The organism is Nonomuraea angiospora (genome assembly GCF_014873145.1).
Lineage (GTDB): Bacteria > Actinomycetota > Actinomycetes > Streptosporangiales > Streptosporangiaceae > Nonomuraea > Nonomuraea angiospora.
Genome location: NZ_JADBEK010000001.1, coordinates 2,529,518 through 2,543,926 on the forward strand (window position 1 = coordinate 2,529,518; position 14,409 = coordinate 2,543,926).

Genomic DNA, 14,409 nt, shown 5'->3' on the forward strand with positions numbered 1-14,409 from the left:
TGAGGAAAGATCCGATAGACTCGCCCTGCCATGACAGAACACAGTCCCTCTGCTCGCCCCGGACGCTGGCGATCCGGCGCGGAAAGCAGGCAACGGATCCTGGAAGCCGCCCGCGCGCTGTTCCGCGAGCACGGCTATGGCGGCACGACCGTGCGCGCCGTCGCCGCCCAGGCGGAAGTCGATCCCGCCATGGTGTTCTACTTCTTCAAAACCAAGCAGGGCTTGTTCGCCGCGGCCACGGAGATGCCCCCCCATCTGCCGTCAGCCATCGAATCGATCTTCACCGGCGGCCTCGATGGCGTCGGCGAACGCATCATCCGGACGCTCTTGGAGAACCTGGACAAACCCGGCCGCACGCCGCTCATGATGCTGACCCGGTCAGCCCCCACTCACGAGGTGTCCGAAGCACTACTCCGCGAATTCATCGACCGGGAAATCACCAGTCGGCTCGCGGCGATGCTCGACACGCCCGACGCCGCGCTACGGGCCGGCATGGTGAACGTCCAGATCCTGGGCCTCGCAGTAGCGCGTTACATCGTACGACTCGAACCGATCGCCTCTGCCTCCGCCGATGAACTGGTGGCCAGTCTCGGCCCGGTGGTGCAGCAGTGCCTCACCGGACAGGGGGCTACTACCGCTACCGACACGCCGGGCAGTGGAAGGTGATCGGGTTGCGGTGGCGTGCCAGGGCGCGTAGGCCCGCAACCGTTGCAGCGCGGCCGGGTCGTTGCAACGCGGCCGGGTCGTTGCGGCGCAGGTCGGCGAGGTGACGGTCGGCCATAGAGGCGTAGGCGCCCGGCCTGATCCCATGAGGCGGGAGACCGGCCGGTCCTCGGTCGTGCTGCGGCTGTCGATGTGAGCGCGGAACTCGGCCCAGGCCCGGAATCCGTGTTCCTGAGCGAGCACGAACTGGGCGTCGGGCCCTGCCGCACAAGTTCCACGGCACCTCGGACGCGACGACGGTCCGTTCCGGTCGCGGGTGCTGTTCGCCGGCCCATCCAGGCGTGGAGCAGCGCGACCGGTCGGTCAGTCGCGAGACATCGGTTTCCAGACGCCTTCGGCCGCTGGTGTGTCCGTCCGGCGGATCACGCTCAACTGCCGTCGGTCTTGGTGGAGGTCGTGCTCGGGATATTCGGCGGCTGGTGCTGCTTGCAGGCCTCCTCGGCCTTCTTGAACTGCGGTGTGTTGGCGTCCTTGCCGTCGAGTGTGAAAGCGCCGCTTGTGTCGGGGTCGGGGAACGACGGCACGCCGTTGCTGCGCATGCACGCCGCGTACTTGAGTTTGTCCGCCTGGGGCCAGTCCGCCGTCGCATTGCCCTTTGGCACCAAGGACACCTCGGACTTGCCGGATTCCTGGCTCCTTCCGCAGGCCGCGCCGGCCAATGCGACGGCGGCCAGCGCGACGGCCAGCGCGATGCTCCTGTGCGAGCGCTTCTGACTGGGGGCGTTTTCCATGTTGATCTCCATCGTGTGTGCGTTGTCGTCCGGTCGCTGTGGCTACCGGGCAGGGTTGTTCGCTTTTCGGGTACGGAAGTGCTGTCGCGGTTGCTGCCGATGAGGCCGTGTTGCGGTACGACACGGGTTCGGTGGCGCAGTTGGGCACGCGCGGGACGGATCCGCGCACGTGGCCGGTGGCGAAGACCGTGCCGCCGGTCCGCCCATGATCGGGTTGCGATCGAGGTGCTGCTGGTTGAGGTGGGTCATGCGCCGAGCCGGCTGCGGTCCTCGTTGGAGAGGACAGTCTGGCCCGTGGTCGTGTTGAACCGCACCGGGGTGTCGGCCGGTGGGCCTTGGAGCTTCCTGTCCGAGCAGTTCCTTCAGGGTGGTCGGCGCGCGGTGTCGCTGTCGCACGCGATGCACTCGGCGACCCGCCCATCGGACAAGGTCGTGACGTAGCTCTCGTAGGTGTGGTCGATCCCGGCCACCACGTACCCTCGGCTGGCCAGGTCCTCGGCCAGGGACGTGAGTGAGCTCAACGGCTTGGTGAAGCCGGCAGAGAGCACCACCAGTGGAAGTTTCTCCCCTGCGGGTTCGGCGTCCTTGATGGCGTTCGTCCGCGTCTTGCTCAGCGTGTCAGACGGCACGCCCGCGACCTTGGAGCCCTTCAGGAAGAGCTCCGACTCCTTCGGCGTCACGTACGGCGCCCGCTCCCCGTCCTTCTGCTCGGTCGGATACCACACGGTGACCTTGAGCTCCCTGGTTTTGACGTCGAGGTTCCAGGGATCGGGGCGGGAGGTGTCGTTCACATACAGGATGGTGGTGCCGACCGTATGGTCACCGGTGGGCGCGGGCAGGACGGCCGGACCGGTGGGCGTGGGCGACGGGCTGGTTGCCGACCGGGGCGGCGTGGGCGCGGAGCAGGCGGACGCGGCCAGGACGACCAGTCCCGCGGCGACTGCCAGGAGGTGTCTCATCGAGCGGTCCATTCACTTGTGCAGCAGGGTCAGCGCCTTGGCCAGGGCGGGGTCGCGCCCGGCGGCCGCGTCCTTCGGGGTCAGGGGCACGTAGTGGTCAGGCGGCACGCCGATCCGGTCGAGCGTCTCGCGGTTCGGCCCCAGGTGGTGCTGTCGATCGTGCGCGCGGTCACCCTCGCTCACCGGGGACGGATCGCGGTCGCCGCCCGGACCGGCGGCGGCCTCGACATCACCATCGACTTCCCGCAGAACCCGGTGACGAAGGACGCGAGATCGCAGGACATTGATTCGCTTCAGGAAATGGCCCTTCCGTGAAGTAAATCGAGCGCTACCTCGACCTCGCGGTGCGCGGGTGCGCTCCGCCGAGGTGAGCACGAAGATCAGCCGCCACCTGGAGCGGCTGCGCGCCTGGCTGGCCGCCGGGCTCGGGCACCCGCGCGTCTCGGCGGTCACCGCCCGCGAGATCACCGCCTGGCGCGATCACCTGGCCGCTGCCAGGTGGCGGCGCAAGGACGGCAGCGCGGCCGCCACGCACCGCCATGCCCGGCCGCCGCGTGATCGCGCCGTCGTGCACACGATGCTGGGTACCGGGCTGCGCCGCGCCGAGATCGCCGGCCCGGACCTGGCCCAGCTGGAGCCACGCGACCCCGCCCAGCTGCGGCGGGTGAAGGAGGCCAAGCTGAGCGGGGTGCGCGGCAAAGGCCGCACCAGCCGCAGCGTCTTCCTCGGCCTGGACGCCCGCACCGCGCTGGCCGACTACCTCGAGCACGGACGCGGCCTCGACGTCAGCGACGAGTCGGCCGCGCTGTTCCTGGCGGCCTCCTCCATCGCTGCCCGCCGGCCCGACGGGCAGCTGTCGCCGCGCTCGATCAACACCATCGTCGCCATCCATGACCTGCAGGTCACCGGCGCCGACCGGCAGCTCGGCCGGCTGCGCCCGCATGACCTGCGCCATACCTTCGCCTATCTGCTTTCCCAGGCATCCGGGCACAACCGGGCCGAGCTGGAGCGGCGCCTGGGCCACGCCAACGAGCCCGCCCCGGCCTGGCGGAACCGGTAGCCGCCCTGTCGGTCGGCGACCGTCTTGGCCACCTGCTGCGCATGCCCGGCCTCGCCCGAAGAGTGTTCTGGATGGGTGCGCCGGCGAGGCGGGCTGGTGACGGCGTGCGGTGGTCAGGTCTGTCGGCGGTTCCCCCGAGTTGTCAGTCGCGCTTCTGGGCGGCGGCGTACTTCTCCGCGCCCTCCCGCTCCAGCCAGGCGGCGAAGGTCATCAGGCCGGGGTGCCGCTCGCGCAGGGCCGGAATGTCGGCGTACCAGCCGCCTCCGTGGTTGGCGAACTCGTATCCGGCGATGGCGTCATGGCCCTTGTCCAGAAGGACCTCGCGCGGAATGGCCCGGTAGGTGATCGGCTCGTGCAGCACCTGCTCCATGACGTGCGCGATCTGGGTCATGGTGAGCTCGTCGCCCGCCAGTTCGAGGGTCTCGCCCACGTACTGGGCGGGGTCGGTGAAGGCCAGGGCGGCGAAGGCGCCGATGTCCGTACCCGCGATGAGCTGCACCGGCACATCGGGGAAGATGACGTCGGCCAGCACACCGTCGCGGATGCCGAAACGCGGATCGACCTGGTTGTCCATGAACCGGACCGGCCGCAGCACCGTGGTCGGCGTGCCAAGCCGCCAGGCGTGGGTCTCCAGTTCCGCCTTGCTCTCCCAGCGGCGAATGCCGTGGCCGGCGTCGGCGGCGCCGACCGAGGCGTAGACGAAATGCTCGATGTGGGCGTCGGCGGCCGCGTCCGCGACATTCCTGCCCAGCCGCAATTCATCCTCGACGGTGAAGCCCGGCGGCGTTCCCGGGTAGCCCGCGGTGGGCTGGACGCTGAAAACGCCGTACACGCCGCGGAACGCGGCGTCGAGCGAGGCGCGGTCGTCCATGTCACCGTGCGCCACCTCGGCACCCGCCTCGGCCAGCGCGCGGGCACTCGCCGATTGAGGGTTCCGTACCAGGGCCCGCACGCGCCACCCGGCCCCCAGCAGCGCACGGGCCGCCGCACCGCCCTGGGTGCCGGTGGCGCCTGTCACCGCGACAATGTTCTCCATCACTTACTCCTTGATCACGTTTCGAACAGTTGGTGCGCGCGGCCGAAGCCCAGGTCGTCCACCAGGCGCCGCTTCCACGGACGCTGGAGCACGGCGTGGGTCAGCCTGCGCGTGGTACGAGGGGCCGCCATGATCGTCGCTGCCAGCTCCCTGGCCCGGAGGATCAGCCGGTCGGCCGGCACCACCTCGTTGACCAGGCCCAGCTCCAGCGCCTGCGCGGCATCCATGCCCGCGCCGGTGTAGAGCGCCATGGCGCTGCGCTTGAGGCCGAGGAGCTCCTGAAAGACCAGGTGCTGGCCGTCACCCGGCACCGCGCCGGCCCGGAAATGAGTGTCGTCGAAGACGGTCTCGGGGGTGCACAAGGTGATGTCACAGGCGAGCGCGAGCTCGTGGTGGTAACCAGGGCCGTTGATGGCGCCGATGGTGGGAACGTCCACCGCGAACACCAGGTTCTCCAGCAGCTTGATGCCGTCGTAGTAGGTCTGGTAGCGCCCGCCGGTCAGCCGCCTCTCGCGCAGGTCCGGCTCCAGCCCGGCCATCCAGGACCCGCCGGTGCCCGTGATAATCAGCACCTCGTTGGCCGGGTCGTTCCCGGCTTCCTGAAAGACCTGTCCCCACGCGTGGTGCAGGGACAACCCCATGACGGCGGGACCGCCACCGGTGTGCATCCGCAGCAGCAGCACACCGTCGTTCCGCTCCATCACGAAGTGCTCGGCATACGTGCTCGCGTACTTGTCCAGTTCGGCCACATGAACCTCCCAAGCTAAACGGGGAGATTCCCCGTTTAGCGGCCTGCGCTACGATACGGGGACTGTCCCCGTTTCTGCAACTGGAAGTACCGTGACCCAGCCAACGGCCAAGCCCATGCGGGCCGACGCAGCGCGCAACTACGAGCGCATCCTCACGGCCGCGAGATCGGCCTTCGCCGAACAGGGATCCCAGGCACCGCTCGACGACATCGCCCAGCGGGCAGGCGTCGGAAACGCGACCCTCTACCGCCACTTCCCGACCCGGCAGGCCCTGCTCGAAGCCGTACACCGCGACCACATCGAGGCCCTGTGCCGCCAGGCCGAGGCACTGCTGTCGTCCGCCTCGCCCGGCGAGGCCCTGATGTCCTGGCTCAAGGCCGTCGTCGCCCAGGGCAGCACGACCCGCGGCCTGGCCGCCTCCCTCATGGCTGCAGTGGGAACGCAGGAGGAGTCATGGTGCCGCGCGGCCATCGTCACCTCGGCCACCGCACTGCTCACCCGAGCCCAGCAGTCGAACGCCATCCGCCAGGACGTCACGGCCCAGCAACTGCTCAAATTCGTCAACGCCATCGCCCTGGCCACAGAAACGGAACCCGACCGAGACCAGCAGTCCGGCCATCTCCTCGACCTCCTCCTCAACGGCCTGCGCCCCGCACCCGGCTGATCCGCAAGCCGGGATAGACCGTGTGACCTTTCCCGACGCCATCGAAAATCCTCAACCCCGACGACACCCACAAAAGACCAGAGGGGTCCGCGAACTGGCCGGGCGTGGAGGGACGCACCGACCGCGCCCCGGTGGCCGCGCAGGCGGGAGCGTGGGGATCGATCCTTCCGGCCATGTGGAGTTTCATGCTGGCCGCCCGGGCGCGCGGCCTGGGCACCGGGTGGGCCGTCCCGACCCCAGGAGTGGCCTGGCAAGCGGATCGGACGCACACGGAGGTGCCCTCACCCCACCGATCCCGGGACAAATCACAGGTCCCGGTGTGCGGAGTTGTCGCAAACCGCGGCCTTCACGGGTGTGGTGGGCATCGGTTGTGGGGACGGACGATGGCAGGGTGAGCACTGCGAGTGAACAACACGCACACGCCAGGCCGGACAGCGGGCGCTCCGGGGACGTGGCCGGGCGCGCCCTGGCCATGAGCCGGTACGAGATGCCGGCGCCGCACCCGCACGAGGGGGTGCCGCTGGCACGGCTGGCGGCCGCCCAGGGCGAAGACGGGCCCTGCTACCGGACCTTGCAGCGGTGGCCGGCCGACTACCGGCGTTCTGGTCTGGACGGCCTGGCGCGCGCCAGCCGTAGCGACAAGGGCCTGCGCCGGTTCCCGGACGAGCTGGTGACGTTCGTCGAGGGGCTTGCCTTGCGCAAACCCGCCCCAGCGCGGCAACGATTCACCGGCAGGCCGAGAGCGTCGCCAAGGCGCACGGCTGGCCGGTGCCCCGCTATTGGACCGTGCATGGCATCGTCGCCGACCTCGACCCTGCGTTGGTCACTCTCGGCGTGGACGGCACCAAGAAGTACCGGGAGTCCTTTGAGCTGGTGTACCGGCGTGAGGCCACCACGCCGAACGAGATCTGGCAGGCCGACCACACCGAGTTGGACATCTGGGTGGTCGACGAGCGGGGCAGGCCTGCCCGGCCGTGGCTGGCCGCCATCGAGGACGACCACTCCCGTGCCATCGCTGGTTACGCCGCCAACCTGGAAGCGCCCTCGGCTCTGACGACCGCGCTGGCGTTCCGGCACGCGATCGGGCGCAAACCCGAGCCGGACTGGCACGTGTGCGGCATCCCGTCGGTATTCCGCCTCCACCAGGGATCCGACTTCACCTCCGCCCACCTGGAACAGGTGATGGCGGACCTCAAGGTGAACCCGGTCCTCACCTTGAAGGACCAGACACATGGCCACGGGAAAATCGAGCGGCTGATCGGCACCATCAACCAGATGTGCCTGGCACACCAGCCCGGCTACGCGCGCCGCGGCACCCCGACCGCGCTGGCCAGGCGAAACTGACCCTGGCCGATCTGGACGCCGCGATCGGCCGTGGACCCCGCCCACTATTCAGGAAGTACCGGGTTTCCGCACGTCAACGCCTACTTCAACAACTGCCGGGCCATCACTAGGCGCTGGATCTGGTTCGTGCCCTCGTAGATCTGGGTGATCTTCGATGCGTAATCGAGCCACTTGGGAAAACGAGTCGATCACGCAGCTGAGCAGTGATTACGCTTGCGAGTGTCTCTCGTCACTTATCCCAGTCTTCGGCACGCCCACGGAACAGGGACGGAACAGAGCAGGGGTGGTGTACCTGTCCTGGCACACTGCTTGATGTATCTCCGGTGGCCGAGCAGATAGGTGCCGCATGGGGCAGGACGAGGTTTCGACGTGGGATGGCGTCACTCTGCGGTCGAGTTACAGCGATTGGGTGATCGAGGGACGCGACAAGCTGGCCGACGCGGCGCGTGACGGTGACTGGCCAAGGGTCTTCGATCTGCTCAAAGCACACCCTGATTGGATCAACAGCGGCAGAGTCGGCGGCAGTAGCCGATACGCCCCGCTTCACCAGGTCGCCTGGCACGGTGCTGACGCCGACATTGCTCACCAGTTGGTTGCAGGCGGCGCCTGGCGCATGCTGCGCACGGCTCAAGGAGAGCAGGCGGTCGACATCGCTGATCGCATGGGACACCATCATCTCCTGGTACCGCTCACGCCAGTTATCCGCCACCAACTGCCAGTCGAGACCATGAGGTCGATCCAACGCCACTTTCACACACTGATTCACGACCGTGCCGGTGATCTGATCACCGATCAGCAGTTACGCCTTCCCGAGCTGGAAACACTCACCGAGCAGCGGAACCCAGCCTGCTGGTTTGCTGTCCCCGGCATGTACGGCGGTTTCAGCTATCGACTAGAGCGAACCGAACTGACCGTGGAAAGTTGGTGTCGCATCGTTGGGGGATCGGGTCAGCGGCACGTTATCGACGAACACGGTGCACGGCTCGTTGCCGAGGGTTTCGTCTGATCAACAGAATCCGAAGCCAATAGATCGCATAAAGTCCGTGGCGCGGCTTTGCGGATCAGTTGCTGTACTTCCGTGCTGTACAGCAACGGAGAGAACCCGCATGCCCGGTGGCGAGGCGGCTACCAATCGCATCAATACTGTCGAGCTGGACCGATCCAGAGTGTATGCATGACCTCATGATCTGGTTACGACGACACCTCCACGCCGCCGCCGCGCTTGCACTGGTCGGCCTCCTCACCGCCTGCGGCGGGGCCACGACCAACAAGGACGCCGCCGCCATCATCGGCGACCTCGGCGCCAACGGCGTGCCCGCTGAGCTCGGCACCGTCTACGACGGGAACACCGACCCGAACAAGCTGCTTGGCCGCCCCAACGGCTATCTCAGCAAGGCCGAGTTCACTGATAGCAGGGTCAAGGCCGAAAAGGCGGGCAGTGTGGAGGTGTTCGAGGACGCCGGCAGCGCCGAGGCCCGCGCTGAGTACATACAGGCGCTCGGGAAGGCTCCGATGCTGGCTGAGTACACGTACGTCAAGGGGAACGTCGTGGTGCGCGTGGACAAGGACATGGCCCCCTCCGACGCCAAGGCGTACGAGGACGCGCTCAACGAGATCGTCGAATAGCTCCGGAAACGCCGAAACGGCCCCGCCTCCGGAAGAGGATCGGGGCCGGAGCCACTGACGTGATCTCAGCGAAGTCTTTGTAGATAGTCGTGCTCGAAATGGGTGAGGACAAGCGCTGCTCGGGCGATGTCGCCGATTCTGCTGGGGCTGACGGGTGATGTGCTGAAGGGTTCGCCAGCGGCCTTTGAGCAGGGCGAAGCCGCGTTCGCCGAGGCAGCGAAGGGCTCGGAGGAGCCGGTTGTAGGTGCGGTTGTCCGGGCTGAGGACCCAAGGCCGTTGCGTTCTCGGTTGATGGACGTTCGCTGGCTCGATGAGGCATGGGTTAGGAGCACCCCAGGGTGCACATGACAAACGCGACCCCTGATGATCGTCGGTGTCTAGCCAGTCGATCAAGAACAGGGGCCGCGTTCGCGTGCCATCATCCCCGATCGACGTGCTCTCGCGCCACTTGGAGCACGTCACCGCCGCCAGACTGCCCGCCGACCTGCCCGCCGAGCCGCTCGATCTGCCCACGCTCGCCGAACTCCTGAACACCATCCCGGACCCGCGCAGCCGCCGGGGACGCCGCTACCGGCTCGGCCCTCTGCTGGCGTTATCCCTGCTCGCCGTGCTCGGCGGCGCCACCTCCCCGGCCAAGATCGCCAGATTCATCGCCGGGTACGACCCCGACCTGCGCGCCCATGCCGGCCTGCCCGGCACGATACGCCTGGCCGCCAGTACCCTGGGACGACTGTTCGCCCGCCTGGACGGCGACGCCTTCGACACAGCGACCTGCACCTATCTCGCCGAGCTTGCCACCTGCGCCCCGCCCGCCGGCCCAGGCGACCAGCCCGAAGGCCGGATCCCGCTGTCCGGCCTGGCCGTGGACGGCAAAACCCTGCGCGGCAGCCGCACCAGCCAAGGCGTGACCCATTTGCTGGCCGCCACCTGCCAGAACACACAGATCGTCGTGGCCCAACGGCAGGTCGAGGCCAACAGCAACGAGATTCCCGCGTTCACCCCCCTGCTGTCCGGGCTCGACCTGACCGGCGTGGTGGTCACCGCCGATGCCCTGCATACCCAGCAGGAGCACGCCCGGCAGATCGTCACCGCCAGCGGCCACTACCTGTTCATCGTCAAAGGCAACCAGCCCACACTCCTGCGCCGGCTCAAGGCCCTGCCCTGGCGCGAAGCGATTCTCAACGACCACACCGACGAGACCGGCCACGGCCGCCGAGAGATCCGCCACATGAAGATCTGCACTGCCCGCCCGGGCCTGCCCTTCCCCCACGCCGCCCAGGCGATCCAGGTCAAACGCCGCCGCACCGACCACCGCACCGGCAAGACCACCATCGTCACGATCTACGCGATCACCAGCCTGTCACCGGGCCGGATCACCCACGCCCAGCTCGCCGCACTCATCCGTGGCCACTGGAGCATCGAGGCCCTGCACCACATTCGCGACGTCACCTACCGCGAAGACGCCTCCCGCGTCCGCACCGGCACGGCACCCCGCATCATGGCCGGTTTGCGTAACCTGGCCATCGGCCTGGCCCGTCTGATCGGCTCAACCAACATCGCCGCCGCCACCGACCACTACCGCAGCCACCCCGCCGACGGACTCCAGCTACTCGGGTTCACAACATGAGAACGCATCGGCCCTGGCTGAGGACCTGGCCTTCGTCGGGTTGTTTGATCGGCGTGTGGATGCCGATTCCGGCGCCTTCGTAGCCGCTGTCGGCCAGGGTGGGCAGGCCTGCTGCGGCCGCGGCGTACAGCGCACCGAGGACGTGGGCGCGGGCGCTTGGGGATGTCGTGCTCGCCCCGGAACCAGCGCAGGATCAGCACCGCTTGCCAGAACGGAGTCAAGGCGCGGCTGCCCTGCGGGGTGCCGAGACGGCGGCGTTCGTCCCGCAGCGACCCGGCAACGTGGTGAATCAGCGCGCGGGAGACGTCGAGCGTGGCACGATGAGCAATCACGTGGAGCCTTTCGGCGGTTGTGCTTTCTTGTGGTGAGAACTCATCTACCGGAGGCTCCACGTCCATCTCCGGCCTTCGACGACTCCTCCCGAAAGGCCCGAAACGCCACTACCGGCGCCCCAGATATGCCCCTATTGTCCGATTTATTTTGCTGAGATCACCTCACTGGAGTGATACCCCCGGACATTCCTAAGGCCAGGCAGTTCTGTCAGGTGTTCGGGTCAGTGAAACAGACCATGTCTTCGCCGCCGGACACCAGGACCATCCAGTACATGCGGTTGTCGTACTGGTTCTTCTTGCAGTAGCCGACGTGGGCGTCCGGCGGGGCCCTGTAGACGTCCGAGACGACCATGATCCGGTTGTAAGGCTTGGGCACGCGGTCGGCGTTGCAGCCCACGGCGGTCGACAGGCCGAAAGACAGGCTTTGGTTCCCGGAATCAATCGCGAGGACGCAGTAATTCTTCACCCAGATCCGCCTGAGACAGAGTGTCGTGGTCTGTCTCGACATGGCGGAGTAGTAGCGCCATGAGTCCTCGGCGCGGCCGTTGGGGCAGATCAGGCCGCTGCCTCCGGTTCGGGTGACATAGAAGAGACCGGCATAGTTGCCGCGGCAGGAGACCGGTTCGGGTGGCTTCGGCTGACTCCAGTCGTCGCTGTAGCCGGTGCGGTAGATGGGCAGGCAATCGCCCGCGCTGACGGATCGGAACGCGTCCTCGGTGGGGTCGGGTTCCGGTTCTTCCGCTTCGGAGTTCTGCTCGGATCCGCTGTCCCGCTCGCTGTTGTCCGAACCGCTGTCCCGCTCGCTGTTGTCCGAACCGCTGTCCTGCTTGCTATTGTCCGAGTCGCCGCCCACCTCGATCGGGACCTCGATGGTGATCCCGGGCTCGTCGCCGCCGGAGCTGTTTCTAGGTTCGGCGCTCGATGTGATCTCGTGCTGAGAGGTGCTCGGATGGTGGGACGCCGCGTCTCTGTTCTTGCGGTCGCAACCGACCAGCATTGCCGGAATAAGCAGCCATATCAGCGATGCACGGCATATCCGGCGATATCCACATTTCATATGGGCCACCCGTGTCACGAGAGAGCTGCGGTGACGCGAGTTTGTCATAGCGCGCCGCGCGGTACAGTGGGTTTCGAGGACCACGTCCCCCATGTCACAGTTTCGGCATCGCACCTCTAGGAACAATGCCGCTTAGTTAAAAGCAGTGATCGGCGGGATCACGCGTGGGCGCGGTCGGGTGTTGCCCTGGTGGCAACGAAGCTCCCCTGATAGAACGGGCGATCGACCAAGATCAGCTCGTTGTGGGGAGCTTCGTTGCCCGCTCAGTGTGAGGGGCCACGGAGATTCCGGACAGCCGTCTTGTGGCGTAGCCTATGCGGCCGCCGGGGTTGAAAGGGACTCAATGATGTCATCGTCACTGTGGCCAGAGAAGTGGACAACATGGGGGCGGAACCCGGTGATTCCGTCGAGAAGATCAGCGGTCGTCGCGGCCGGCCGCACATCAAGCTCGATGAGGTCCCGGTGCAGCGCAGAGTTAACAGCACTACGGATGCGCTTCTGCTCGCGGCCGACGCGCAGGTCGCCCCGAGATGCGGCCCCCAAGATCAAAACGTGAAGCTTCTCAGAATTGGGCGCCCGTAGTTCTCGGATGGCTCTTTGCACGATCGACTCCGTGTGGCTGATGCGGTGTTGAGGGGATGCGCTCTCAGCTGCACGCTGACGCTGCGCTTGCTGCTGCTCGCGCTGACGCTTCCGCTCAGCCGCGTCGCGCTCGGCTTGCTCAGCCTTGGCGAGCTTACCTTGCAAGCTGGCCTCCTCTTTGGCGTAACCAACCGCCTTGTCCCCCCAACAGCCCGCCTCCTTACCAGCTGTGGCGGCGTCCTTGTCGAAGCGTTCAGCCTCGCGGAGCTTACTGGTCATCATGCTGCTACTCCTGGCCTTGGCTGCTGCCGTACGCGCCTTGGCCGCCGCCGTGCGTTTCGCGGTCTCCTTACTCCGGTACTCCCCAGCCTTCTTCTCCGCCTCGATGCGCTGTTTGCGTTTGCGCTCCAGTTGGCTTCGGTACTGATTCGCGCTCATTGCCGACCCCCTCGTCAGCTCGCGGTCACAGCCGTCGCAGCAGAGACTAGGAGACCTACCGACACTTCACTCTTCGTTGGATCTCATGCATGTGAGCTCCCACGGAACAGCCACGGAACGTGGCTCTTAAGGGATGTCGAGCCTCACATAAGAAACCCTGCTTCCCAGAGGATGAAAGCAGGGTTTTCGCAAGTCAACGCCTACTTGAGGAGCTGGCGGGCCATCACCATACGCTGGATCTGGTTGGTGCCCTCGTAGATCTGGGTAATCTTGGCGTCGCGCATCATCCGCTCCACCGGGAAGTCCCGCGTGTAGCCATACCCCCCGAGCAGTTGTACGGCGTCCGTGGTGATCTCCATGGCCGCGTCAGAGGCCGCGCACTTCGCCGCGCTGGAGAAGAAGGTCAGCTCCTTGACCGGGGTCCCGCGCATGGCCGTCTCCGACATGCCCGCCGCCGCATACGTGAGCTGCCGGGCCGCCTCCAGCTTCATGGCCATGTCGGCGATCATGAACTGCAGGCCCTGGAAGTCGGCGATCGGGCGGCCGAACTGGCGGCGTTCCTTGACGTAGCCGATCGCGTAGTCGAGGGCGCCCTGGGCGATGCCGAGGGCCTGGGCGGCGATGGTGACGCGGGTGTGGTCGAGGGTGGCCAGGGCGGTCTTGAAGCCGGTGCCCGGCGCGCCGATCATGCGCCAGGCCGGGATGCGGACGTCCTGCAGGATCACCTGGCGCGTGGGTGAGCCCTTGATGCCGAGCTTCTTCTCCTTCGGGCCGAAGGAGACGCCCTCGTCGGACTTCTCGACGACGAAGGCGGAGATGCCGCGCGCGCCGGCAGAGGGGTCGGTGACCGCCATCACGGTGTAGTACTCGGACACGCCGGCGTTGGTGATCCACATCTTGGTGCCGTTGAGGACGTAGTCGTCGCCGTCCAGGACCGCCCGGGTCTTCATCGACGCCGCGTCCGAGCCGGCCTCCGGCTCGCTCAGCGCGTACGAGAACATGGCCTCGCCACTGGCCACCGCGGGCAGGTAGCGGGACTTCAGCTCCTCCGACGCCGACAGCAGGAGCGGGACCGTGCCGAGCTTGTTGACGGCCGGGATGAGCGAGGACGAGGCGCAGGCTCGGGCCACCTCTTCGATGACGATCACGGTGGCCAGCGCGTCCGCCCCGGCGCCCCCGTACTGCTCGGGGATGTGCACGGCGTGGAAGTCGGCCGCGACGAGGTCCTTGTAGACCTGCCAGGGGAACTCCTCGTTCTCGTCCGCGGCGGCGGCCTGCGGGGCGATCTTCTCCTCGGCGAGGGCCCTGATCGCCTCGCGGAGCATGGGGTACTCCTCCGCCACGTCGTGCAGGTGGCCTGCCAGGCTCATACGCTTCTCCCAACTCAATGACGGGCACTCAGTGACTTAAGATAAGGCACTGAGTGACATGGCGCCAGAGCGGGTGTACGGTGAAGCCCCCATGGACGGGCGGAGGGAAGG

The 14,409-nt window shown here is 67.1% G+C and carries 15 protein-coding genes and 1 pseudogene; 8 read left to right on the forward strand and 8 right to left on the reverse strand.

Going from position 1 to position 14,409, the window contains the following annotated elements:
- Nucleotides 1-30 precede the first annotated feature (30 nt).
- Entirely contained in the window at nt 31-666 is a 636-nt protein-coding gene (locus tag H4W80_RS11585) for a TetR/AcrR family transcriptional regulator (protein ID WP_192785099.1), read from the forward strand.
- A gap of 425 nt (nt 667-1,091) precedes the next feature.
- On the opposite strand, the gene H4W80_RS11590 is transcribed toward H4W80_RS11585, so the two are convergent.
- Entirely contained in the window at nt 1,092-1,466 is a 375-nt protein-coding gene (locus tag H4W80_RS11590) for a hypothetical protein (protein ID WP_192785100.1), read from the reverse strand.
- Between the two features lie 350 nt (nt 1,467-1,816).
- The gene (locus H4W80_RS11595; RefSeq protein ID WP_192785101.1) at nt 1,817-2,413 is read right to left on the reverse strand and encodes an alpha/beta hydrolase; all 597 of its coding nucleotides are present in this window, start codon (nt 2,411-2,413) and stop codon (nt 1,817-1,819) included.
- A gap of 147 nt (nt 2,414-2,560) precedes the next feature.
- Between H4W80_RS11595 and H4W80_RS11600 the strand changes: the two genes are divergently transcribed.
- On the forward strand, nt 2,561-2,728 hold the full coding sequence (locus H4W80_RS11600; protein WP_192785102.1) for a hypothetical protein: 168 nt from the start codon (nt 2,561-2,563) through the stop codon (nt 2,726-2,728).
- Nucleotides 2,729-2,780: 52 nt separating this feature from the next.
- Nucleotides 2,781-3,473, forward strand: coding sequence for a tyrosine-type recombinase/integrase (locus tag H4W80_RS11605; RefSeq protein WP_192785103.1), 693 nt, complete (start codon nt 2,781-2,783; stop codon nt 3,471-3,473).
- A 142-nt stretch (nt 3,474-3,615) separates the two neighbouring features.
- Here the strand turns inward: H4W80_RS11605 and H4W80_RS11610 are convergent, their stop codons facing one another.
- Together H4W80_RS11610 and H4W80_RS11615 are read right to left on the reverse strand one after the other, a co-directional pair.
- Nucleotides 3,616-4,509: an NmrA/HSCARG family protein gene (locus H4W80_RS11610; protein ID WP_192785104.1), complete on the reverse strand. Its 894-nt coding sequence runs from the start codon at nt 4,507-4,509 to the stop codon at nt 3,616-3,618.
- A gap of 14 nt (nt 4,510-4,523) precedes the next feature.
- Nucleotides 4,524-5,258 carry an enoyl-CoA hydratase/isomerase family protein gene (locus H4W80_RS11615; protein WP_318786813.1) on the reverse strand — a complete coding sequence of 245 codons (735 nt, stop codon included), beginning with the start codon at nt 5,256-5,258 and terminating at the stop codon, nt 4,524-4,526.
- A gap of 91 nt (nt 5,259-5,349) precedes the next feature.
- Between H4W80_RS11615 and H4W80_RS11620 the strand changes: the two genes are divergently transcribed.
- The 5 genes from H4W80_RS11620 (at nt 5,350) to H4W80_RS11640 (ending at nt 10,519) form a co-directional block, all read left to right on the forward strand.
- The gene (locus H4W80_RS11620) at nt 5,350-5,922 is read left to right on the forward strand and encodes a TetR/AcrR family transcriptional regulator (protein WP_318786814.1); all 573 of its coding nucleotides are present in this window, start codon (nt 5,350-5,352) and stop codon (nt 5,920-5,922) included.
- 786 nt (nt 5,923-6,708) lie between these two features.
- A complete protein-coding gene (locus tag H4W80_RS11625; RefSeq protein ID WP_192785105.1) occupies nt 6,709-7,266 on the forward strand; it encodes a DDE-type integrase/transposase/recombinase in 558 nt (185 codons plus the stop codon).
- Nucleotides 7,267-7,612: 346 nt separating this feature from the next.
- Nucleotides 7,613-8,272: an ankyrin repeat domain-containing protein gene (locus H4W80_RS11630; RefSeq protein ID WP_192785106.1), complete on the forward strand. Its 660-nt coding sequence runs from the start codon at nt 7,613-7,615 to the stop codon at nt 8,270-8,272.
- 176 nt (nt 8,273-8,448) lie between these two features.
- Nucleotides 8,449-8,892 (forward strand): hypothetical protein, encoded by a 444-nt coding sequence (locus tag H4W80_RS11635; RefSeq protein WP_192785107.1) that lies wholly within the window; start codon nt 8,449-8,451, stop codon nt 8,890-8,892.
- Between the two features lie 412 nt (nt 8,893-9,304).
- Complete coding sequence (locus H4W80_RS11640) at nt 9,305-10,519, forward strand: ISAs1 family transposase (protein ID WP_192785108.1); 1,215 nt, start codon at nt 9,305-9,307, stop codon at nt 10,517-10,519.
- Nucleotides 10,520-10,553: 34 nt separating this feature from the next.
- Here H4W80_RS11640 and H4W80_RS60570 read toward each other — a convergent pair.
- From H4W80_RS60570 to H4W80_RS11660, 4 genes and pseudogenes are all read right to left on the reverse strand, one after another.
- Nucleotides 10,554-10,661 (reverse strand): annotated as a pseudogene (locus tag H4W80_RS60570) (IS5/IS1182 family transposase); the annotation flags it as partial.
- 398 nt (nt 10,662-11,059) lie between these two features.
- Nucleotides 11,060-11,917 carry a hypothetical protein gene (locus tag H4W80_RS11650; protein WP_192785109.1) on the reverse strand — a complete coding sequence of 286 codons (858 nt, stop codon included), beginning with the start codon at nt 11,915-11,917 and terminating at the stop codon, nt 11,060-11,062.
- A 303-nt stretch (nt 11,918-12,220) separates the two neighbouring features.
- Nucleotides 12,221-12,928, reverse strand: a complete 708-nt coding sequence (locus H4W80_RS11655) for a hypothetical protein (RefSeq protein ID WP_192785110.1) — start codon at nt 12,926-12,928, stop codon at nt 12,221-12,223.
- A 200-nt stretch (nt 12,929-13,128) separates the two neighbouring features.
- Nucleotides 13,129-14,298: an acyl-CoA dehydrogenase family protein gene (locus H4W80_RS11660; RefSeq protein ID WP_192785111.1), complete on the reverse strand. Its 1,170-nt coding sequence runs from the start codon at nt 14,296-14,298 to the stop codon at nt 13,129-13,131.
- Nucleotides 14,299-14,409 lie beyond the last annotated feature (111 nt).

Coding starts and splice junctions, on each gene's coding strand:
- H4W80_RS11585 (WP_192785099.1), top strand. CDS start 31: ATGACAGAACACAGTCCCTCTGCTCGCCCCGGACGCTGGCGATCCGGC.
- H4W80_RS11630 (WP_192785106.1), top strand. CDS start 7,613: ATGGGGCAGGACGAGGTTTCGACGTGGGATGGCGTCACTCTGCGGTCG.
- H4W80_RS11610 (WP_192785104.1), bottom strand. CDS start 4,509: ATGGAGAACATTGTCGCGGTGACAGGCGCCACCGGCACCCAGGGCGGT.
- H4W80_RS11655 (WP_192785110.1), bottom strand. CDS start 12,928: ATGAGCGCGAATCAGTACCGAAGCCAACTGGAGCGCAAACGCAAACAG.
- H4W80_RS11660 (WP_192785111.1), bottom strand. CDS start 14,298: ATGAGCCTGGCAGGCCACCTGCACGACGTGGCGGAGGAGTACCCCATG.
- H4W80_RS11635 (WP_192785107.1), top strand. CDS start 8,449: ATGATCTGGTTACGACGACACCTCCACGCCGCCGCCGCGCTTGCACTG.
- H4W80_RS11590 (WP_192785100.1), bottom strand. CDS start 1,466: ATGGAGATCAACATGGAAAACGCCCCCAGTCAGAAGCGCTCGCACAGG.
- H4W80_RS11595 (WP_192785101.1), bottom strand. CDS start 2,413: ATGAGACACCTCCTGGCAGTCGCCGCGGGACTGGTCGTCCTGGCCGCG.